Source organism: Kiloniella spongiae (assembly GCF_001026905.1).
Taxonomy (GTDB): Bacteria; Pseudomonadota; Alphaproteobacteria; order Kiloniellales; family Kiloniellaceae; genus Kiloniella; species Kiloniella spongiae.
Window position 1 is genome coordinate 1 of the sequence record NZ_LAQL01000013.1, and the last position, 22866, is coordinate 22866.

The 22866-nt window shown below is 44.6% G+C and carries 20 protein-coding genes; 8 read left to right on the top strand and 12 right to left on the bottom strand.

All coding sequences use genetic code 11. From position 1 onward, the window contains the following. Positions 1-122: 122 nt before the first annotated feature. The 7 genes from WH96_RS16665 to WH96_RS16695 form a co-directional block, all read right to left on the bottom strand. Entirely contained in the window at positions 123-707 is a 585-nt protein-coding gene (locus WH96_RS16665; protein ID WP_156176836.1) for a hypothetical protein, read from the bottom strand. Positions 708-936: 229 nt separating this feature from the next. Continuing rightward, positions 937-2328, bottom strand: coding sequence for an aldehyde dehydrogenase family protein (locus tag WH96_RS16670; RefSeq protein ID WP_047765364.1), 1392 nt, complete (start codon positions 2326-2328; stop codon positions 937-939). A gap of 266 nt (positions 2329-2594) precedes the next feature. Then, positions 2595-3596: an ABC transporter ATP-binding protein gene (locus WH96_RS16675; RefSeq protein WP_047765365.1), complete on the bottom strand. Its 1002-nt coding sequence runs from the start codon at positions 3594-3596 to the stop codon at positions 2595-2597. After that, a complete protein-coding gene (locus WH96_RS16680) occupies positions 3593-4651 on the bottom strand; it encodes an ABC transporter ATP-binding protein (protein WP_082130545.1) in 1059 nt (352 codons plus the stop codon). Before WH96_RS16680 ends, WH96_RS16675 begins: the two co-directional genes overlap by 4 nt. Before the next feature lies 1 nt (position 4652). After that, entirely contained in the window at positions 4653-5510 is an 858-nt protein-coding gene (locus WH96_RS16685; RefSeq protein WP_047765366.1) for an ABC transporter permease, read from the bottom strand. Then, entirely contained in the window at positions 5507-6448 is a 942-nt protein-coding gene (locus tag WH96_RS16690; RefSeq protein WP_047765367.1) for an ABC transporter permease, read from the bottom strand. The genes WH96_RS16685 and WH96_RS16690 overlap by 4 nt, the downstream gene beginning before the upstream one ends. A gap of 81 nt (positions 6449-6529) precedes the next feature. Continuing rightward, on the bottom strand, positions 6530-8110 hold the full coding sequence (locus WH96_RS16695) for an ABC transporter substrate-binding protein (RefSeq protein ID WP_047765368.1): 1581 nt from the start codon (positions 8108-8110) through the stop codon (positions 6530-6532). Positions 8111-8553: 443 nt separating this feature from the next. Here WH96_RS16695 and WH96_RS16700 point away from each other — a divergent pair, with 443 nt between their 5' ends. Beyond that, positions 8554-9561 carry a hypothetical protein gene (locus tag WH96_RS16700; RefSeq protein ID WP_047765369.1) on the top strand — a complete coding sequence of 336 codons (1008 nt, stop codon included), beginning with the start codon at positions 8554-8556 and terminating at the stop codon, positions 9559-9561. Between the two features lie 111 nt (positions 9562-9672). On the opposite strand, the gene WH96_RS16705 is transcribed toward WH96_RS16700, so the two are convergent. From WH96_RS16705 to nth, 4 genes are all read right to left on the bottom strand, one after another. Then, the gene (locus tag WH96_RS16705; RefSeq protein WP_204248224.1) at positions 9673-10464 is read right to left on the bottom strand and encodes an SDR family NAD(P)-dependent oxidoreductase; all 792 of its coding nucleotides are present in this window, start codon (positions 10462-10464) and stop codon (positions 9673-9675) included. Positions 10465-10525: 61 nt separating this feature from the next. Then, positions 10526-11557 (bottom strand): M48 family metallopeptidase, encoded by a 1032-nt coding sequence (locus WH96_RS16710; RefSeq protein WP_053006070.1) that lies wholly within the window; start codon positions 11555-11557, stop codon positions 10526-10528. 30 nt (positions 11558-11587) lie between these two features. Beyond that, complete coding sequence (locus tag WH96_RS16715) at positions 11588-12148, bottom strand: LemA family protein (protein ID WP_047765370.1); 561 nt, start codon at positions 12146-12148, stop codon at positions 11588-11590. Positions 12149-12285: 137 nt separating this feature from the next. Further along, positions 12286-12939, bottom strand: coding sequence for an endonuclease III (gene nth / locus WH96_RS16720; RefSeq protein WP_047765371.1), 654 nt, complete (start codon positions 12937-12939; stop codon positions 12286-12288). A 147-nt stretch (positions 12940-13086) separates the two neighbouring features. On the opposite strand from nth, the gene WH96_RS22445 reads away from it, so the two are divergent. Next, positions 13087-15366, top strand: a complete 2280-nt coding sequence (locus WH96_RS22445) for a methyl-accepting chemotaxis protein (RefSeq protein WP_053006072.1) — start codon at positions 13087-13089, stop codon at positions 15364-15366. A gap of 74 nt (positions 15367-15440) precedes the next feature. On the opposite strand, the gene WH96_RS16730 is transcribed toward WH96_RS22445, so the two are convergent. Next, complete coding sequence (locus WH96_RS16730; protein WP_047765372.1) at positions 15441-16343, bottom strand: DMT family transporter; 903 nt, start codon at positions 16341-16343, stop codon at positions 15441-15443. Between the two features lie 213 nt (positions 16344-16556). Between WH96_RS16730 and WH96_RS16735 the strand changes: the two genes are divergently transcribed. From WH96_RS16735 to pgmG, 6 genes are all read left to right on the top strand, one after another. Further along, a complete protein-coding gene (locus tag WH96_RS16735; RefSeq protein WP_047765373.1) occupies positions 16557-17396 on the top strand; it encodes a division plane positioning ATPase MipZ in 840 nt (279 codons plus the stop codon). An 88-nt stretch (positions 17397-17484) separates the two neighbouring features. Further along, entirely contained in the window at positions 17485-18213 is a 729-nt protein-coding gene (locus tag WH96_RS16740) for a VWA domain-containing protein (protein ID WP_245629503.1), read from the top strand. A gap of 77 nt (positions 18214-18290) precedes the next feature. Next, positions 18291-19016, top strand: a complete 726-nt coding sequence (locus tag WH96_RS16745; RefSeq protein WP_053006075.1) for a J domain-containing protein — start codon at positions 18291-18293, stop codon at positions 19014-19016. 61 nt (positions 19017-19077) lie between these two features. Then, complete coding sequence (galU, locus tag WH96_RS16750) at positions 19078-19950, top strand: UTP--glucose-1-phosphate uridylyltransferase GalU (RefSeq protein ID WP_047765374.1); 873 nt, start codon at positions 19078-19080, stop codon at positions 19948-19950. A gap of 78 nt (positions 19951-20028) precedes the next feature. Beyond that, positions 20029-21354, top strand: a complete 1326-nt coding sequence (locus tag WH96_RS16755; RefSeq protein ID WP_047765375.1) for a UDP-glucose dehydrogenase family protein — start codon at positions 20029-20031, stop codon at positions 21352-21354. 30 nt (positions 21355-21384) lie between these two features. Continuing rightward, positions 21385-22758 (top strand): phosphoglucomutase/phosphomannomutase PgmG, encoded by a 1374-nt coding sequence (gene pgmG / locus WH96_RS16760; RefSeq protein WP_082130546.1) that lies wholly within the window; start codon positions 21385-21387, stop codon positions 22756-22758. The last annotated feature ends 108 nt before the right edge of the window (positions 22759-22866 follow it).

Here is a 22866-nt window from a genome sequence, read left to right on the forward strand (position 1 = left end):
ATTAGTTTCTGTGCAGCAGTGGTGATGGCCTAATATTTCTTGTGTTGGGGGGGGGCGCCAGAGATTGGGGTGATATCGAAAGTGTATTGATGCGTTTTCTGCCTCAAAAATGGTCAACAAATTTATTTCAAGAGCAGTTGTTGCTGATTAATTTCTCGCTCGACATTTTCTGCGTCATATATTCCTTTGAAGCCTTTTTTAATTTCTCTTGTTGTCTTTTTCCGGGATGAATTGTTGTCGCGGTCATTGCTAGAAGTGGTTGTGATCATTGATTTGGTAAAATAAATATTTCCCGTACCGTCTTTATTTTCTGCGAGTTCTACAAATTCAATTTTATCCAGGTCATAACTTTCGACCGACTTTCTTTTGTAATCGTTGATTATCAATAGCCGCCTGTCAGTAATGGCATAATAGGTTTGTTCTGCACGCTGTCTGGCTTCTTTTGGTTTGTTCATTAGTTTCCGGACTATAAACAGAAGCGGCAATGCAAAAATAACGAGGGAGAGGCCAAGCAAGTTACCACTGGAAAAGCTTGTGTAAGTTACACCGAGTATCCATAACGCGATAAAGCCGATTATGACTTTTCCGGCGATGGCGGCTTTGATTTTCTTTCTGTAAAAACGCTCACTGACCGGGCGATCAGCCCAAACCAGTTGTTCATTATCTATAAGTTCGGGACGAACACGCTCTAAGGGATTATTACTCAATATGATAAATCCGTAGTGATAATGTTTTCTGTTTTGATCATACGTCACTGCTGTATTAGCACGGGGCGATGTGATCAGTTCATCTTTCAGATTAAAATACATACTTTGGATAGAGGTTACTATCTAAATAGGTTGCCAAAGTATAAAAGGCCCGAACGCAGCATTCGGGCCTTTTACTGTTAATTGTTCCGGCCTAAAACCGTCAATATATTTCAGGACAGATCAAACCTTAAATTTTCGTCCGCAGGTGGAAAGATTTTGGACGAGTCAGGTGTTCGTAAGCAACTTTGGACAAGCTGCAGCCGCGGCCAGAGTTTTTAACGCCTGTCCAGGCCAGTGCGGGATCAAGGTAATCGCAACGGTTCATGAACCATGTGCCGGTGTTGATGTCATCACCGATTGCCAAGGCAGCGTCTGCATCTTCTGTCCAGATGGAAGCGGTTAATCCAAACTCACTGTCGTTCATCAGTTTGATAGCTTCTTCATCGGAAGAAACTTTCATCACACCAACAACCGGACCAAAACTCTCTTCGTTCATCACACGCATGGAATGATCAACGCCAACGACGAGTTGAGGCGCAAGGTATGGAGTGCCTTCTTTGTCAGCAGCAAAGAAACCGGGATCAATCAAAGCTTCGGCACCTGATTTAACTGCTTCGGCAACTTGACCGCGTACAAATTCTGCTGCGCTGGTTTTAACCACTGGACCCATATTGGTATTTGTATCTGTCGGGTTACCAAGTTTGTACTGTTTCAGAAGGTCAACTGCGCCGGATACGAAGTCATCATATACAGAATCGTGCACATAAATGCGTTCGATACCACAACAGGATTGGCCAGAGTTAAACATAGCGCCGTCAACCAGGCTTTCGACTGCATAGGCAACATTTGCATCCGTACGCACATAGCCAGGGTCTTTACCACCAAGCTCAAGGCCTGTGGCAATGAAGCGTCCAGAAGCAGCTTTTTGAATGGCATGCCCGGCAGGAACGGAACCAGTGAAATTGACAAAATCAACACCGTCAGAACCGATTAGTTTAGCGGCACTGTCGTGGCTCATGTGCAAGTGTTGGAAAACACCGTCTGGTAATCCAGCTGCTTTGAAAGCTTCACTAAAACGTTCTGCGCAAAGTGGTGTTTGAGCTGCATGTTTCAGAAGAACTGTGTTACCAGCTAAAAGAGCGGGAACAATGCAGTTAACCGCTGTCATCAACGGGAAATTCCAAGGGGCGACAACAAAAACAACGCCCAAGGCTTCTTTGCGGATAAAGCGTGTGAAACCTTCTTTATCACCAACATTTTGATCTGCGAGTGATTCCGGGGCAATGTCGATCATATAGCGCGCACGCTCTTCAAAACCACCGATTTCGCCGGGGGATTGAGAAATCGGACGACCGATTTGCCAGGTAATTTCTTCGGCAATGGCATCTTTGTTGGCAACGAAATAATCAACAGCTTTGCCTAGCAACGCTTGCTTTTCGCTAATTGGCACTTTGCGCCAGCTTTTCTGGGCTGCGACGGCTTTATCCAAGGCTGTCTGAATATCGCGATCGCTTGATAGCGAACGTTCTACGTAAACGGATCCGTCTACAGGTGAAATACATTTTAACAATTGGCTCATGGAAGGGGCTCTCCTTGGTGTTGTGGAGTATTTTGTGAGATCTTCTTAAAGGGAAGTTGAGGCTGCGACAAGATGTGCCAGAGGAAGCCCAGATATGCATTTTACGCATGGCTCTACGCAAAAAACGCATGGCTAAGATGGTATGTAACCGTAACAATTTATGTTTATGGCCTAGGAAAGCTCTTTATCAAAAGCTTCCGTTCAATACTTTAATACGGATTTTCGTTGAAAGTACTAGATCTCTTCGTGATTAGCGGGATCACTACCTAGCTCAAAGCTAGTTCTTTTGCGTGATGACAGGCAATTTCACCATGACCGTCCAGTGCCTTTAGTTCTGGTTTGCTTTTTTTACAAATCTCAGTCGCATGGGGGCAGCGTCCGTGAAATGCACAGCCGCTGGGGATATTTAAGGGGCTGGGAAGTTCCCCTGTGAGCGGTGCCGTGGTGTTCTTTTTATCCGGATCAATTGATGGTGCTGCATTGAGAAGAGCACGGGAGTATGGGTGTATGGGGTTGGCAAAAAGGCTATCTGACGATCCGATTTCGACGATTGAGCCAAGGTAGATCACTGCAACGCGATGAGAAACATGACGGACAAGACGAAGATCATGTGCGACAAAAAGAATGGTCAGTCCCAGACGTTCTTGCAAATCGAGAAGCAGATTAACAACCTGTGCCTGAACGGACACATCCAAAGCAGAGACGAGTTCATCAGCAATCAGAATTTCAGGTTCAACGCTTAAGGCGCGAGCAATGGCAATTCTCTGGCGCTGCCCGCCTGAGAATTGATGCGGCAGCTTATCGGCGGCATCTCTGGGAAGGGAAACAAGATCCAGCAGTTCGTTTATCCGTTCAGGGATTTCAGTTTCGGATCTCATCTTATGTACCGAGAGTGCTTCGTGGAGAACCTGACCGACAGTCATTCTTGGGTTTAGAGATGAGTAAGGATCCTGAAACATCATCTGAACCCGACGATTATAGTCTCGTTGTTCTGCGCGGGTTTTATGAGATACATTCTGGTTATTAAAGAGAATCTCGCCGTTTTGAAGTGGATAAAGACCAACGAGACAACGTGCAAGCGTGGATTTACCACAACCAGATTCACCAACAACGCCAAGTGTTTCACCGCGCGCAAGATTAAGATCAATACCGTTCAAGACTTTTACGTATCGTGAGGGACGACGCAGAATGACATCAAAAATAGAGGGATCAATTTTGAACTGATGTGACAAATTGGTGACGTGGAGCAGAGAAGTATTTTCAGTCACGCGATATTCCCAGATGTAATCGTTTGTGGGTTAAAGCAAGCAACAGAGCAGCTGTTTCCAGCTTGCTGAAGCTCAGGCCTGTCAGTTACGCATTTGGTCATTGCGGCAGGACAGCGTGGTGCAAAGCAACATCCTTTCGGACGATCAGCCAAACTTGGGGGAATGCCGGGTAAGGAATATAGCTCACTACGAGGGGCTACATCCTCAGGTACTGATCTTAAAAGACCGATGGAATAAGGATGTTGAGGGTTACGCAAAATTTCTCTTACTGGTCCGACCTCGACAAGTTTGCCGCCATACATGACGGCAATTCGATCGCAAGTTTGTGCGGCAACGCCTAAATCATGAGTTACCATGATTACAGACATATTCATGTTTTTGGACAGGTCGAGGATGAGATCGAGAATTTGCTGCTGGATCGTAACATCCAAAGCCGTTGTTGGTTCGTCGGCAAGCAGGAGCTCTGGTTCTGAAGCCAGAGCAATGGCAATCATCACCCGTTGACGCATACCCCCGGAAAACTGATGGGGATAATCATCAAGGCGATCAGCGGCAGAGGGAATACCCACAAGATCGAGAAGTTCGATTGATCTTTTTTTGCGTGCTGATCTTGAGAGCTTTGTGTGTGCCTTGAGGTTCTCGTCAATCTGTAATCCGACAGTTAATAGTGGGTTGAGGGAAGACATCGGTTCCTGAAATATCATGGCAATTTCACTACCTCGAATACGGCGTAGTTCTTTGTTTTTCATGATATTCATGTTCTGATTTTTCCAAAGAACTTTGCCCTCTACCTGCCCATAACGTTTGGTTAGACCAAGGATAGAACGCAAGGTAATGCTTTTCCCTGATCCGCTTTCTCCTACCAGTCCCAAAATCTCGCCGGGGGCAACAGTGAAAGAAACATCATCAATTGCGAGTAGTTTCTCTGTGTCATGTCCAAATGATGTTGAAAGGTTTCGGACATCAAGCAGGGGGAGTGCTTTGGAAGTATACCGGATACTCTTCGTACTCTGTTGGCCTGTTTTTACATCAGAAGAGGAAGATTGTTGGAACATATTAACCTCTTGGTCTAAGCAAGTCGGCGACACCGTCACCGACGAGAGAAAAGCCAAAGCCTGTAATGACAATAGCAATACCGGGCATAAGACTGAGCCACCATGCGGTTGTGATGAAGTTTCTGCCTTCGGCAATCAACACACCCCATTCTGCTTCTGGCGGTTGCGCGCCCAATCCGAGATAACCAAGTGAAGAACCTAGCAGGATCGCGAGGGCCATATCAGTCATCCAATAAACAATAACGGGGGTAATGGCGTTGGGTAAAAGATGCCGGAAAATTATCCGTGAATCTGAATACCCCATAACTTTACCCGCTGACGCATAATCATTTGCCATTTGCGCCATGATCTCTGCACGCATTAGCCGGGCGTAATAGACCCAGCCAACAACCGTGATGGCAATGTACATATTGATAAGGCCGGGACCCAGGACCGCAACGACGGCGATGACGAGAACCAAAAAAGGGAAGGTGATGATGGCATCAACACAGCGCCCGAAAACAACATCGGAAAAGCCACGGTAATAGCCAACCAACGCACCAATTGTAACGCCAATGAGGAGCGAAAATATCGTGGCAAGAAAAGCCATCTGCATGTTGACGGAATAAGCCCAGATCACACGCGAGAGGGTATCTCTGCCCAAGCTATCGGTGCCAAACCAATGGAGGTCTGACGGGGGAGATTGAACCGCATTAAAGTCGAATGCATTTGGGTCGTAAGGCGCTATATAAGACGGGAATAGCGCCAGAATTAAAGACAGGGAAAGAATTGTCAGACCGACAATAAAGCCGGGCTGCATTCTTTGAAAAAATTTAAAGACAGCAAAGCGCCGTTTTTGGGCATAAGGTGCATAGGTCATGATGGGCGAAGCCTCGGGTCCAGCCAGGACTGGATCATGTCTGTAAGAAGAAAAACGATAGATACCAGAACGGCAAAGGTGAGTGTCAGACCCTGTATCAGTGGATAGTCACGGGCAAAAATAGCTTCGAGCATCAGACGCCCGACACCAGGGACAGCAAACACAGTTTCTGTAACCAATGTCCCACTCATGAGATTGCCGATGGACAGTCCCAGAAGTGTTACAGTTGAAACCAGAGCGTTACGGAGTACATGCCGCCAGAGAATAAGACCCTCTGATAATCCTTTTGCACGTGCAAACTGTACGTATTCGGCATCTATAACTTCAATTATAGAAGAGCGCAGATTGCGCATAATGATGGCCGAGGTGTAGAGAGCAACAGTTAAGGCGGGAAGCAACAGGTGATACATGTGTTCCCAGAAAGTTTGACCATAGCCCCCAACAGGAAACCATCTTAAAAAAGCGGCAAGAAAGGTGAGCAGCAACAGGCCAATATAAAAAACCGGTGTGGAAAGTCCGATTTGGAATACACCACGGATCAGGATGTCAGCGCGCTTATTTTTATTTAGTGCGGCAATGGCAGCTAAAGGCCCGGCAATAATAATGGAAAAGAGAACCGCATATATTGTTAGAAACGCCGTCACGGGGAGGCGTTCAATAATAACTGTGGCGACTGGTGCTTTAAGCAGGATGGACTGCCCGAGATCACCCGTGAGAACGTTGCGAACAAAAATAAAGAATTGCGTCCACAGCGGTTCATTTAAACCCATGCGTTCCCGAAGTATTTCAATCTGCGCTTCTGTTGCCTTGGCTTCAGCCATGGCAATCGCTGGATCCCCGGGTAAAAGCCGTACAAGGAGAAAGATAATGATCATGACCAGAAAAAAGGTCGGGATCATCTGTAATAAACGTGAAAGTAAGTAAGTTATTGAAGACAAAATTTAATTCTCGCAGTGCAGGTGCCAAGAGGCACCTGCATGAGTTGTAGGGATACGAGCTAACCAGCTTGAAAAAGCCAATTACTGGTCAATCCAGGTGGATGAGAATTCATTACTTCCCAGTGGGGTCTGAACGTAACCTTTGACTTTGTTATCCAAGGCTACCGCAAAAGGTGTCTCATACATAAAGAGAAGCGGTGCTTCTTCGGCATAAAGAGACTGCATTTTTGCGTATTGTTCAGCACGTTTCTCTGGATTGATTTCTTTGTTGGATGCTTCGTACAGGCTATTGAATTCTGGGTTGTTCCAGCCTGTTCCAACAGCTTTACGTGTTGGGTAATAGCCCAACCAACCAGCAACCTGTGCCGGGTCATTTACGTCGTTGACCCAACCATAGGTGTGAATGTCGAAATCACCGGAACGATTTTTGTCACCGCGTGTTGCCCCGTCAACTTGTTCAACAGATAGCTTAACGCCTATCTGAGACCACATCTGCTGTAGAGCGGTAAAGATAATGGAATCATCTGCTGAACCTGCGAGTGTGGTCAGTGAAATTTCAGTTCCCGGTTTGATACCTGCTTTGGCAGCGAGTTCTTTGGCCTTTGCAAGATCGTACTTATAAAGTGCCTCAGTACCTGTCGCGAGTTGGGTTGTTGATGCCATCAAGCCAGAGGTAACAGGTTTCCCTGCTCCATGTAGGATGAGCTTAATCAATGCATCTTTATTGGTTGCATAGTTAAGGGCCTGACGCGCTTCTTTACTTGCAAGGATGTTATCCTGCCCGTCAGCTGTTTTCTCACGGGTGTTGATGGGACTGTAGATAATTCTTGTTGAGGGGAATAGCTCCATATTGATGTTGGAATCAGCTTTAAGTTCTGCAACGCGGGCAAAAGGGATGAACTCAGCTGCGTTTACTTCGCCGGCCTGTAATTTTAAGATACGCGTGGCATCGTCAGGAATAACGACAAAATCAATACCATCCAAATATGGCAGGGCTTTACCATCTTCACCTTGTCGCCAGTAATGCTTGTTGGCGACAAATTCCATAGAAGAGCCGCGTTGGTGGCTTTTGAGGACAAAAGGACCAGAACCAACAGGATCGGCATTGCTGATGGCCTGTGCCTTTTCCTGATCTGTGGCTCCTGTTGCAGCATCGAAAGCATCTTTCGAAACGATAGCGGTATTAAATGTTGCCATCATAAGGATAATCGTGGGATCAGGGTTTTTTAATTTGATCGTGATGTTTTTGCCATCGGCAGTCACGCTGTCGATTGATCCAAGCAGTCCAGCCCAAGGACCAAGTTCTGGATTTTTGGCGCGGTTCAATGAGAAGACAATGTCTTTACCTTCAACATCTGTTCCGTCAGAAAAGTGAATGTTGTCGCGAAGTGTTAAGCTGAGCGTGAGCCCGTCATCTGAAAGCTTGTATTGTGAGGCGAGTCCCGGGACGACCGTTTTACCATCGGCTTCAGTTCTTAATAACGTGTCATAGAGGTTTGAGACCATCCAGATGTCCGGATTGCGGTCTGCATAAACTGGATCAATGAGTGTTGAATCGTCGTAGCGTGCAAATGTTAAAGTGCCGCCGCGCTCAACAGCTAAAGTTGGCGTTATGATACCAACAGACAATGCTGCGGCTGCAGCAAAAAGAACTGTTTTCATGATAATTTCTTCCCTGCTAATTTTTCTTATCTGTTTGATTTAAAACAACAGTGGCGGATTTTTCCGCTCTCATCTTATAAAGTTCATCATATATTGGATATGGTATCCAATATACTCTATTCTGACGCGAATATTACGACTGTCAATTGCAAAGTAGTGGTTGCGTGTCGGGTATTGGATTTTTGTGTCGTATTTTGAATGGTTTTAGGGGTTGGTAATCAAGAAAACATTTTAATTAATTTTTGATATAATGTAGTCGGTGTGATTTATTAGTTGAGTTTATCTTTTTGATATAGAATGATAATTTCCATGCGTATGGACGTTAATAAATCGTTAATGATAAAGATTTATATTAAATGTTGAAAATATATTGTCGGAGCATGTAGCTCGATCCTCATACTTGGCTATTAAGCTTAAGGTTGAGGCGACCTCAGGAGGAGAAAATGGCTCTTTCCGCACTAGGCTTATTACAACAAGGTCTTGATACACTACGTGGTCTTCGAGAACAGGAACTTGCTGATCAAAACAAGACCAAAGGCGCAAATATTGAAAACACTGCAGGGCAGTCATCACGACCCGTGGTTGATGATACTGTTGATGTTCCAAAAAACTTTTTGAGAGACAGCGATAAGGGTGATGATACTCAGTCAGATGCCTTGTCTCCCTCCGAAGCTGTTCAACGTACTTTGGGGGCAGCTCTTGATTCTATCGTTGGAACACTTTCTGAAGTATTTGAGCGACTGGGAAATACAAAAGAGGCTGCTTTGGAGTTTGCACAAAATCTTGTGAACTCAATTAAAGAGTCCGCGAAGAATTCAGATGAGTTCAGCTTTTCTTTTGAACAGTCCGTCGCTCAAAGTTCAAGAACGGCAATTTCCTATGCCGGGGCTGATGGCGTTGCATCGGGTACACGAGAGCAAAGCTATTTGGCTGTGCAATCCCTAGACATCTACGTAAACAATACGACAGGCGAATTGTCGTTTAGCTTTGCATCTGTGCAGGCTGAAGTTACGCGTACAACGGCAGTGGCACAATCTAGCTCAGCTGCTGGAGCAAATGCGCTTTTGGGTAAAGTTATGAATGGACTTGAGGGAGGGAATCTTCTCGAAGCCGGAGATAATCTGTTACTTGACAATGAGGGCGCTGGTCTTAGCGAGTTAATTAGTAAGTTAGTCTCACCACCGCCAAAAGATAAAAAAGAAGAAAATGAAAATGTGTTGGCTCCTCTCTTTAGAGATGGCCCATTGTTAACAATCCGTGATCGGGAAGAAATTCCTGCAAAAGAAAATGGGGATGACGGGCTAACACGCTTGAAAGCTGATTTGTTGGTGCCTATTGGTCAACTTTTCAACGGAGCAGACGGTCCAGAATTTGAAGGTAAAGATGGCGTTCGAAAGCTTCTTGCTGAAGCTTTTGGTGGCGATAAGAATAGAACGGATGTTCGTGCCTGAATAAAAGGTTTCGGGAGTAATCCCGGGAAGCAGTGTGCATGTGTTGTGCACCTATGGGCAAATCAAGGGGCTGTTTGTTTCAGCCCCTTGATTATTTTACCTCATCAATTTCTAGGGGCGGGATAATAATCCGCCGTCTACAACCAGTTCTGTGCCTGTGATATAACTGGCTTTGTCCGATAAAAGAAAAAGTGTTGCGTTGGCTATGTCTTGTGTTGTTCCTGCGCGCCCAAGGGGAATAACGCTTTCTGTCAGGCGCTGGATTTTTGGGTCTTCAGCCCATCTTTCCTGCATCGGGGATACGGTCGGACCCGGCAAGATTGAATTTGATCTGATGTTATCTTTTGCCCCTTCCAGTGCGACAGTCTTCGAGAGGGAAATAATGCCGGCTTTTGACGCCTGATAGGCGACTTGCGGTTTATCATCCCCACGCATGGCTTGAACAGAGGCGATGTGAACCATAGAGCCTGATCCAGTTTTGCGCATATAGGGAAGAGCATGGCGGCAGGTAATAATCATGGATTTTAAGTTAATCTCCATGATGCGATCCCACGCATCCAAATCTACTTCCTCTGTTGAGCGATCTTTATCGAACCACAAAACACCAGCAGCATTGACAAGGTAATCGAGTCGACTTGTTTCAACATAAGCTTTTTCAATGACACCTTTTATAAAATCAGAATCAGTGACGTCCCCTTGTGCGAAGGAGATTAAGTCTTTGTTCTTGTGTTCTTGAAGATTAATAGAGGGCGGTTTGATATCTATAAGAACAACATGTGTCCCCTGATCTGCGAGATCTAGGGCGATATTAAGCCCCATACCACCGGCTGCGCCTGTGACAATGGCAGTTTTTCCTGAAAAGCTCATAGGGACCTCATCAAATTGCAGTTGAGTATGGAACATTCTTGCTTCCTGACGAATAAGAGCTTTTAGGAAAACTGTAAAGTTTTCAGATCAATTAGACCTATTTTAGATTCATCAAGCGTTCAATACGTAAAGATGTGGCCGGATGGGTTGACGTTAAGTCGCTGGCAAGTTCACTGAAAGATCGATTGGGATTGATGATAAAAAGGTGCTCTGTCGCAGTATTTTTTTCTTTCAAATTTGAATGCCCTTCAATCTTGCTTAGCGCGGACGCTAACCCCTTTGGGTTTCTTGTTAACTGCGCTGCGGTTGCATCGGCGAGGTATTCCCGCTCTCGGGATATTGCCATTCTAACCATGTAGGCGACAAGAGGAGCAAGAATGGCAGCAAGTAGCCAGACTACGCCAACAATAAGTAGTAGCGCGCCGCCACTTCCTTTATTGCTTTTTTTTGATCGTGAGGAGCCTGTGGAAAAGAAGATGCGACTCATGCGCAGCATAATTTCGGCAAAGACGGCAATCAGCCCGGCTCCAACGGCAACGAGAACAGCATACTGAACATCCCGGTTCAGGATGTGGGCCATTTCATGTGCAACAACACCTTGAAGTTCATCGCGTGACATTGCGTTATAAAGCCCTGTTGTCACCGTAATGGCCGCTTTGTCAGGATGCAGGCCGGTGGCAAAGGCGTTCATGCCTTCATCTTCAATGACATAAACTGTGGGTTTAGAAAGGCCAGAGGCGATGGCCATTTCCTCAACGATGTTGTGTAGATCTTCGTAAAACTTGGGATCTGTTTCAAAGGCGTCGTTCATTTTGAGCAATGTTTGATCTGCAAAAAAATAGGTCCAGATCAAGGCCAGGATCGAGAAAACAATCATTCCCGCTGCGGCAGAGATTCCCCAATCACTTATTGCTGTTAACTTTAGCAATTCAAAAATGTCTGCATCATAGGGCGCAGTTATTAATGCTGGGTGTGAACCAGTAAAGATTTCAGCCGCCCAGCCTGAAGTGTAGCCAAGAAACGTGGCTGTGAAAGTCATTATTAAACACAGAAGGAACGAATTTCGTTTGTTACGTTCTTGTGCCGATTTGAAGTCAGTTGAGACCAGTTTAAAAGTATCTGAAGACATCAATCAAAACCTTGATAAAAGGGAGATATCTTAGAACGATACTTTGGGTGGTTCTTGAGCCGCCTCACGCGTGGCTTCGTCAAGTTCCCAAAGATCTTCAAGCTTGAACTTGAAGAACGAAGCAAAAATGTTGGAAGGGAACTGTTGTATACGGTTGTTTTGTGATGTTGCGATATCGTTATAGTGTTGGCGGGCAAAAGCGACTTTATTCTCGGTTGATGTTAATTCTTCGGTCAGATCGCTCACGCTTTCCTGTGATTTTAGGTCAGGGTAGTTTTCCATAACGGCGAGCAAATTTGCCGTTGCATTAGAGAGTAGATTATTACTTTCGATGGCTTCGCTTTTTGAATCGGCATTGTAAGCACGTGTTCTGGCTTCGGTTACCTGCATCAAAACCTCTTTCTCATGAGCCATAAAGCCTTTGACTGTCTCAAGAAGATTTGGGATCAGATCGAGACGACGCTTTAACTGCACATCGATCTGTTTCCATGCGTTTTCTACAGAATTCCGGCCTGACACGAGCGCGTTATAAACGGTAATGGCATAAAATGCAGCGACAACAACAATACCAAGAACAATATATTCAGTCATAATTCCCCCAATGAATAAAATCGTTTTTATGAACCTAAAAGCGATAATTTGTTCTCTAGATTTGTGTATTTCTCTCTTAAAAGCAAGTTACAGATGAGAGGTATCGCCAGGAGTTCTAAAGTTTGATTAATTTTAATTTATGATTTTTTCGTTTTTATCGGTTTGGTCCTATTTGGATAGCAAGTCGTGCAAATTTCACACTTTGTGCCATCACATCCACGTGCAGAACAGTATTCTCTGCCATAATAAATGATTTCCAAATGTAGGTCGTTCCAACGGTCTTTTGGAAATACACGTTTTAGATCTTTTTCCGTCTGTTCCACATTTTTACCATTGGTCAATCCCCAGCGTTGAGCGAGGCGGTGGATGTGGGTATCAACAGGAAAAGACGCAACACCAAAAGCTTGCGACATAACAACCCCGGCTGTTTTATGGCCAACCCCAGGAAGTTCTTCCAATGCCTCCATCGACTGGGGAACTACGCCGTTGTATTTCTCAATTAAAATTTTTGATAGTTCTGATATTGCTTTCGATTTACGTGGAGATAAACCACAGGGTTTAATAATTTCACGGATCTCATCAACAGGTACTTCTGCCATATCAAAGGGATTGTCTGCGCGTGCAAAAAGGGCGGGGGTAATTTTATTCACACGTTCATCCGTACACTGTGCCGACAGCAGAACCGCGACCAATAAAGTGTAGGGATCAGTGTGGTCAAGTGGAATCGGTAAGGTAGGATAAATCTCTTTCAGACGCTTATTTATGTATTCAACGCGATCTTTTTTTAACATTTTATAACTTATCTCGCAGATTCAGGAATTATTAGCTTTTGGTATACCTTATGTTAACGCTCCCCACGAATAATCGTCTTAACTGTTACAAAAGCAATAGTATTATTCTCTCATAAAGAGACTTGTAAAGTGAGGTCGGGTAAGGTCGTGTCAGAAGAACAAAACAAAAATACGAATGAAAGCCAAGAAGAAGCTATCATTGATGAAGCCAATCCAGATGATCTTCAAGCGAAAGAAAACCTTGAAGAGGGTGCAAAAGAAGCACAAGAAGCCGGAGATGATCTGAATAGGTCAGAAACCCTGGATTCAGAAGAACAAGAGCTAGAAGAGGCGCCCCGGACGACGTTTCTTGGAAACTTCTCTTTAACCACCCGCATATCATCTTTGATGCTATTGGGTATTGTTGCACTGGGGGTTATCTGTGCGATTTATTTTGTAGGCGATGTTCTTTTGTCTCAAAGCCGCGATCAATTGGCACAGAATCAGGTAAAATTAACACAAAGTCAGGAATTGCTGGCTACTGATCAAAATTTATTAAAAAAATCCCAGTATGTTCAGAAGCTAGTTGATGAGATTGAAGTCACGATCAATCATCTTGCGCTAAATGAAAAAGACTTTCTCCTCAAGAGTGATCTCAAATTTGAAGATCTCTTCTTCAAAGAAATGGATATCGTTAATGTCAAAATAAAAGAGCTGAAAGAACACGCAACGAACGAAGAAATCAAAGCTGTGGCGCTGGATTTGGAAGAAAAACTAAGGGCTTATGAAGATGGGTTTGGCGTTGTTGTTCAGGATAAATCAACCCTGGGCATGACAAAAAATGCGGGTCTAAAGGGTAAGCTTAATAATTCAGCATTTGCGATCGAAGATAGTCTAAAAGCGCCTTATTTGGTAAAGTTAGCCGGCGAAATGACGGCGATAAGGACGGTTGAAAAAACCTTTATTATTACGCATGAACAGGACGATATGAAAGCGGTCCTCAAACAAGGGAAAAAATTCCTGCGTAATGTGAAATATGCTTTGTTATCAAAAAAAGAGAAGAAAAAAATCCAGGAAATGGTTGAAGTTTACCTGACTGATTTTGAAAATTTTGCCAAGACAACACTAAGTTTTGATGGCGGAACAGATCGTTTGGTTGAGGCTTTCGGCAAATTAAAAGACCCTATTACCCAAATGGCCAATTTAAGTAAAGTAGAGCTGATGGCTATTTCAGACCGTGTTGCTCAAGTATCAGCCGATGTTGAACTGGTTTCCGCTGACGTCAAAAAAGTTTCTTTGAAAGCGGATGAAAATGCATCTTCTATCCGCAGCCTTATTATCGGTGCAGCCATTGTGATTTTCATCTTGATGATAGCAATAGGGATTGTTGTTCTACGAAGTCTGACTGGTCCTATTCGCTCAATCACCAATGTAACAACGCGTTTATCAGAAGGGGATAAAGATGTTGATATTCCTGCTGTAGATAATCGTGATGAAGTTGGTGAGATGGCACGATCACTTCTGGTCTTTAAAGAAAACTTGATCGAAAATGAACGTAATGAAGCTGAACGGCGTGAGCAACGTCAAGAGCGTGAAGCTCGTGCTAAACGTTTGGAAGAGTTGGCCGAACGTTTTGATGGTGAAGTAAGAGAAGTTCTTTCCGGGCTTCAGAGCTCAACAGGTCGTATGGGCGAAACAGCTTCGACAATGTCAACTATTTCTGATGAAACAAAAGCACAGTCTGCTGCAGTTGCCTCTGCATCTGATTTGGCGTCGACTAATGTGCAAACAGTGGCTTCGGCTGCCGAAGAATTATCCGCGTCGATTAATGAGATCAGCCGACAAGTGATGGATTCTGCTGATGTGACCAGCCGTGCTGTTAACGAAGCAACCAAAACAAGCCAAACTGTTCAGGAGCTATCTGATGCTGCGCAGAAAATTGGTGAAGTTGTTCATCTGATTAATGACATTGCGGAGCAGACTAATCTGCTTGCTTTGAATGCAACGATTGAAGCTGCCCGTGCCGGAGAAGCGGGTAAAGGTTTTGCCGTTGTTGCTTCAGAGGTTAAGTCACTAGCTAATCAGACAGGTAAAGCCACAGAAGAAATCTCTGAGCAAATTGCGACGATGCAGCGTCAGACTGGTTCTGCTGTTAACGATATCGAAGGCATCAGCAATATTATTAATCAGGTCAACGAGATCGCGTCGGGGATTTCTGCTGCGGTAGAAGAGCAAGGTGCTGCGACACAGGAAATTGCTCGTAATACACAGGAAGCTGCGCGGGGAACCCAAGAGGTTTCTGCAAATATTTCCGGCGTGAGCCAGGCTGCGGAAAAATCTGGTCAGGCTTCTGATCAGGTGATGACAGCGGTTGATGAATTGAAAACGCAAGGGGATCGTCTGAACTCTCAAGTGCAGAATTTCTTACGAGAGATCAAAAGCGCATAAGTGTCAGATTAGATCTTTATCTATAAATGCCGGGGAGCTCTAAAGCTTCCCGGCATTTTTTATTGGAAACGGCTTTACGAATTCGGGATAGATTTTTTAAGTTTTACCCTGCTAACGGCAATACCGAATAAAATGAGTAACAGGCCGATCATTGTTGCAGGAGGTAACCGTTCACTGAGAAATAAGGCCCCCCATAAAACGCCAAAAAACGGAACGAGATATCCAACATAAGATGCAAAAGTGACCCCTACTTCTCTGATCAGGTAAAATCTGAGAATAAAAGCAATAGCCGTTGGAATGAGCCCTAAGTATACAAGCGCCAAAATGGCATTTGTTTCACTTGCCGCTATCGCAACCCAAGGTGTTTCAAAAATCAAACTAACGGGAAGGATCAAAACGGTTGCCGAGATCAGGATGGAGGCGGTGATGACTGTATTGGATTTCTCTTTTACGCGTCGCACCAAAATTCCAGAACAGGCATAACACATAGCAGCAAACATCGTAATGATCTGGGCGTAAAAATTATCCCCAATGCTTGAAAAGGTTTCTAATCCAAGAACAACGACTACACCAGAAAATCCAACGAGAACACCTAAAAATTTAAACAATGTAAAACGATCATCAATGCTGAAAAAGTGCGAAAGTATCAAGGCGATAAGAGGCCCTGTTGCCATTAAGATGGCTGTGAGACCGGAACTGATAAACTGTTCAGCCCAGCTAATCATCGTAAAGGGCGCAGCCATACTGAAAAAACTAATCAAGATGATCTGGTTCCAGAACTTTTTATCTCTCGGCAAGGTAAGAGATCGGGAACGCATATAAATATAAATGACAATACTTGCTATCAGTAAACGGCCAGCTGCAATGGTCGCAGGGGGGATATCCTCAACAGTAATTTTGATAGCCAGAAATGCGGATCCCCAAATGGCTGCCAGTGATGTTAGCAGGATGAAATCCCATAGGGTTGGTGCGCGCATTATAAAATCCAGTCAAAACTTTGAGCGAATGACAGCATTCGTCTTTCAAATGGAAAACAGCAAGAAAAAAATTAAAATTGTAAGATTGCTGTGAGAAAATGGGGGCGGTAAAGTGTATAAATATGCTGAATTTGTTTTATTCATTGTGGCCTTATCAATGCTGAAAAGGCATATAGGTTTTTAGTGTGATTATTTTGAAGTAGATAGATTTTTATGACTGAGCAGAACAAGCAACATCGGCCCCGTATTGTCGTTATCGGTAATGAAAAAGGGGGGTCGGGTAAGTCCACCACGACAATGCATCTTGTTGTTTCTCTTCTCAGGGAAGGCTATCGGGTAGGTACGATTGATCTGGATGCGCGACAGGGTACCTTATCCCGCTATCTTGAAAATAGAGCGAGTTTTGCGAATGGATCATCTAATAACTCTATCCCGATGCCGGAACACAGACGTGTATATCGATCTCAGGCATTAACTACAGAAGCAAGTGAAGTCGAAGATAAAGCTAATCTTGAAAAGGCGATGACTGAACTCTGGGACCGGGATTTTATTGTGTTTGATACACCCGGAAGTGACAATTATCTCTCGCGCCTTGGACATAGCTATGCGGACATTCTAGTTACCCCCCTGAATGATAGTTTTCTGGATATGGATATGTTGGCGAAGGTCGAGGTTCAGGATGATGAATTAAAATTGACCCCAAGCACCTATAGTCAAATGGTATGGGAGCAACGCCAACAGCGGGCTGTTCAGCGAAAAAAGCCAATTGACTGGGTCGTGATGAGAAACCGCCTTTCCCATATTGATGCTAAGAATAAAAGGGATATGGGAGTCTTACTCGAACATTTAGCCAAGCGTTTGCAATTCAGATTGGCATCAGGATTTGGAGAGCGTGTTATCTTCAGAGAACTGTTTCCCAAGGGACTGACACTCCTTGATCTGGATGAAAAAGGAACTGGTGTTACCATGAGTATGAGCCACGTTGCTGCGCGTCAGGAAGTACGATCTCTCTTGAGTGCGATTGGTTTGGATAAAGAAGAGGTCTCTACTTAGAGAATGAGAAGCTATGTTTTTGTTTGTAAGTTCCTATATATAGTATTGCCATGAAATTTTACTGATCGGCTTGGCAAAGGAGCTTTCTGTGTCCGAGAAGAAATCAGTTATCAGAAAAGAGAAATCTGTTTCTGCTGTTAAAAGATCTACGGATCAAGAGGTTGATCTGTTTTTGAATAAGCTGTCGCACATGCCGAAAACAACACGGACAAAAGGACGTTTGATCTTTGCTCTGGATGCGACTGCAAGTCGACAGATGACTTGGGATCATGCTTGCCACATTCAAGCAATGATGTTCGAAGAGGCCAGAAATGTTGGCGGGCTTGAAATTCAATTGGTTTTCTATCGGGGGTTCCGTGAATGCAAGGCATCGGGTTGGGTTGAGGACACTCCCCATTTGTCCCGCTTGATGACATCTGTCAGTTGCCTGGCGGGTAACACTCAAATCGAAAAAGTATTTAAGCGCGCGCTTAAAGAAACAAATGAGAAAAAAGTGAATGCAATGGTCTTTGTTGGTGATGCCATGGAAGAAGATATTGATACTCTTGGTCATCTCGCGGGGCAGCTCGGTTTGCATGGTTTACCTTGCTTTATGTTCCATGAAGGCAATGACCCGGTTGTTGCAACTGCCTTTAAGCAGTTTGCAAGGTTGTCGGGTGGTGCATATTGCCCTTTTGATGAGGGTGCCGCACAACAGTTAAAAGATTTATTAACCGCAGTTGCCGTTTTTGCGGCAGGGGGACGAAAAGCCCTTGTTGATTATTCACAAAAAAACAAAGGTACATCGACAAGATTACTCTCACAAATTCCAGAGTAATGGAACATTAGTGGTTATCATGATGCTCTTGAGTGGCATGATTATTAATTTTTCAATTGGACGGAGATATTTCTAACGTGATCGCCTATTTTATACTCGGCATTGGGTTGTTTCTGGGGGCTCTCTTTCTGGTTCAGTGGTTCAGTCGCGCCAATCCGGCTACAATATTAAAAACAATCAAAATTGTCGTTGCCATAATTGGCCTCTTTATCGCCCTATTCTTGCTATTCACCGGGCGGATATTTCTAGTTCTCGCTGCCGTACCTTTGTTGCTTCCTTTTATCTTGCGTTGGAGGGCTTTGTTTTCGCGTATGAAGGCGGCTTCTGGTGGAACGTCAGGGCAAATTTCTGAAGTCGTTACCAGGTTTTTGAAAATGAAGCTGGATCATGATAGTGGGGATATGGATGGTTTGATCCTAACGGGAGAACGTGAAGGGTACTGGTTATCCGAGCTGGATCTTGTGGTGCTTGAGCAATTGCACCGCATCTATTCCATAGAAGATACGAAGTCTGCTGAGTTACTATTTGCCTATGCTGCAAGACGTTTTGGGGCCGATTGGAATGATGAGCCTGAAGTTGCTTCTAAAAGCCATGGAGAAGGGCGAGAGCATGATTTTGATGATCAAATGGATAGAACGAAGGCGTTGGAAGTTTTGGGATTAACAGGAGAGCCATCAGATGATGAAATACGAAGTGCGCACCGTAAACTGATGCAGAAGTTACATCCTGATCACGGAGGAAATACTTACCTCGCAACTCAGGTCAATCGAGCCAAGGATATTCTTTTAAACCGCTCTGGTTGAGTTTCTATTTATACTGTGGCAAAGACATACTGATTTTAATTTAATGAGGAGTGCGGCATCTATGCGCCGACCCGTTCGTAAAGCGATTTTCCCTGTCGGGGGTCTTGGTACCCGATTTTTACCAGCAACCAAAGCGATGCCGAAAGAGATGTTGCCTGTGGTTGATAAGCCCTTGATTCAGTATGCTGTTGAAGAAGCGAAAGCTGCTGGAATAGAAGAGTTTATTTTTGTTACCGGGCGTGGAAAAACAGCAATCGAGAACCACTTTGATCGTGAATATGAACTGGAAGCTGTACTTGAAAGCCGTGGCAAAGAAAAAGAGCTGAAAGATTTGGCAAGCCTGCTTCTGGAAGCAGGAAGTGTGACCTATATGCGCCAGCAAGAGCCATTAGGATTAGGCCACGCTGTCTGGTGTGCCAGAAATGCAATTGGGGATGAACCTTTTGCGGTTTTGCTCGCGGATGACCTTATTCAGGCCGGGACACCTTGTCTTAAGCAAATGATTGATAGTTATCAGGACACAGGTGGACATTTGGTTGCGGTTATGGATGTTCCGAGGGAACAGACAAACCGTTACGGTATTTTGGACGTCGTTTCTGAAAATGGTCCATTGGCAAAGGCTAAAAGTCTTATCGAGAAACCAGCACCAGAAGTTGCGCCATCGACTCTTTCTATTATTGGACGTTATGTGTTGGATCCGTCTGTTTTTCGTGAGCTTGACAAAAAAGAGCGTGGGGCAGGCGGTGAGATTCAACTTACCGATGCTCTGGCTGCAACCCTTGATAACGTTGATTTTCACGGCTTGAGATTTGAAGGAACCAGATTTGACTGCGGTAGCAAGGCCGGGTTCTTGGAAGCAACGATTGCTTTTGCTTTGGAGCGCGAAGATCTTGGTGGTCGAATGCGTGATATTTTGAACAAATATACAAAATAAAAAGATAAATAACGCCTGTTACGGGGTATATACCTGTCACTGGGTATTCCCTGTCACTAGGTATTCTAGGAGTATTAAATGCGTATTGCAATGATCGGTACAGGTTATGTTGGCTTGGTATCTGGGACGTGTTTTTCTGAATTCGGGACTGACGTTGTTTGTGTCGATAAAGATGAGAACAAAATCGAAGGCCTTAAAAAAGGCGTAATCCCGATTTTCGAGCCTGGTTTGGATACGCTCGTAAAAAACAATTCTGAAGCTGGACGTCTAACCTTCTCTACTGATCTTGCTGCCGCTGCCAAAGATGCCGATGCTATTTTTATTGCTGTTGGTACACCTCCGGGTGAAAATGATGGTCAGGCGGACCTTTCTTATGTTTATCAGGCGGCAAAAGAAATTGCTGAAGTTATTGATGGTTATAAGGTCATTATAACCAAATCGACTGTACCTGTTGGAACAGGGCGCGCTGTTGAGCGTATTATCCGCGAAACAAGACCAGATGCGGATTTTGATGTGGTTTCCAACCCGGAATTCCTACGCGAGGGCGCTGCGATTAATGATTTCATGCGTCCTGACCGGGTTGTAATTGGCGCAGAAACCAAGCGCGCGCAAGATATTATGGCGGAACTCTATCGTCCTTTGTACTTGATTGAAACACCAATTCTCTTTACGAAGCTTGAGACATCAGAGCTGATTAAATACGCAGGTAACGCTTTTCTTGCGACGAAGATCTCTTTCATTAACCAGATGGCAGATCTTTGCGAAAAGGTTGGGGCTGATGTCCACCAAGTTGCCAAAGGCATTGGCCTTGATGGTCGTATCGGGCGAAAATTCCTACATGCTGGACCTGGCTATGGTGGATCGTGTTTTCCAAAGGATACACAAGCCCTTGCCTATACTGCACGGGAAGCTGGTGCACCGGTAAGTCTTGTCGAAGACGTTATCTCTTATAACAGTGCGCGCAAGCGTCAGATGGCCGAGAAGGTTATTGTTCAGTGCGGCGGTTCAGTTGCCGGTAAAAAAATCGCTGTCCTAGGACTTACCTTTAAGCCGAATACAGACGATATGCGTGATTCTCCAAGCCTTGATATTATTCCTCTTCTACAGGAAAAGGGTGCACAAATTAGTGCGTATGATCCCGAAGGGATGGCAGAAGCAGAAGAACTCTTAACTGATGTTTCTTATGGCCAAAATGCCTATGAAATTATGAGTGACGCTGATGCTCTGGTAATTATTACAGAATGGAATGAATTCCGTCGTCTTGATCTTGATCGTGTCAAAGGATTGTTAAAATCCCCTGTGATGGTTGATCTTCGAAATATATATAATCCTGATGAGATGAAAGAGGCTGGTTTTGACTATCTTTGTGTTGGTCGCCCGCTGTCTGCATTTTCTGCTGAATAAAATTTAAACCTTATCTTAAACGAGACCGCTTTGTATAATTTTGATCCGACAATCATTCGTGAATACGACATCCGAGGTATTATCGGCGAAACTCTTTCTTCTGCCGATGCAATTGCTATTGGGCGCGCGTTTGGAACGATAATAAGACGTGCTGGCGGCGATAAAGTTGCTGTCGGCTATGACGGGCGAACGTCGTCACCAGATTTGGCTGATGCACTCACGCAGGGGCTGGTAGCATCAGGGGTTACTGTGTACGGAGTGGGACGCGGGCCTACGCCGATGCTATATTTTGCTGCTTATACCCTACCTGTCGATGGTGGCATAATGATCACGGGATCTCATAATCCGGGTAATCATAACGGATTTAAGCTGGTTCAGAATAAGCAGGCCTTTTTTGGGGAACAAATCAAGGAAATCGACAGGATCGCGAAGTCGGGTGATTTTGAAGAGGGAAAAGGTGATTATATTGAACACCCTATTTTTGATGCCTATATTGCACGCCTTCTGGAAGAAGTTCAGTTTAAACAAAGTAGCCTAAAAGTCGTTTGGGACGCAGGGAACGGTGCCGCTGGTGAGGCTATGACATCGCTTACTGCGAAATTGCCGGGGCAGCATGAGCTTCTGTTTGCTGATATTGATGGAACTTTTCCTAATCATCATCCTGATCCAACCGTACCGGAAAACGTTGTGGATTTACAAAAGGCAATCGCGACTAATAAAGCTGATCTTGGAATTGCTTTTGATGGAGACGGCGATCGTATCGGGTTGGTTGATGCGGAAGGTGAAATCTTGTGGGGAGATCAGATTATGCTCTTCCTTGCCAAAGGTGTTCTCAAAGATCTTCCGGGAGCAACTGTTATTGCTGATGTGAAGGCAAGCCAGGTTCTTTTTGATGAAATTGAAAAAGCGGGCGGCAAGCCTGTTATGTGGAAGACAGGACATTCACATATCAAGTCAAAGATGATTGAACTCAACGCACCTTTTGCAGGTGAAATGTCTGCGCACCTTTTCTTTGCTGATCGTTATTATGGGTATGATGATGCTCTTTATGCAGCAGTGCGTGTTTTGAACATTATTGAAGACGAAGGACTGTCATTGGCTGAATTCAGAAAGTCTCTGCCAAAGGCCGTGAATACGCCGGAAATGCGGTTTGAATGTGCAGATACACGCAAGTTCAGTGTTGTGGAAGAAGTGGCAGCACGCTTAGCTGAAGAAAAAGCTGATGTTGTCTCTGTAGATGGTGTTCGCGTGAATACTGATGATGGGTGGTGGTTGTTACGAGCATCAAACACCCAGGCTGTTTTGGTCGCGCGGTGTGAGGCGTCTAGCGAAGACGGTTTGAAACGCTTACGAAAACAACTCGCGGACCAACTTCACAAGAGTGGTGTTGCCATTCCGGATTGATCAACAGAGTCTTTATTTAACAATAAAAAACTGACCCAAATTAGATTTTGTGTCAGTTTTTTTGTTCTGTAAAAAGGGCGTGTAGAATAGGAAACTTTTTGTATTTCT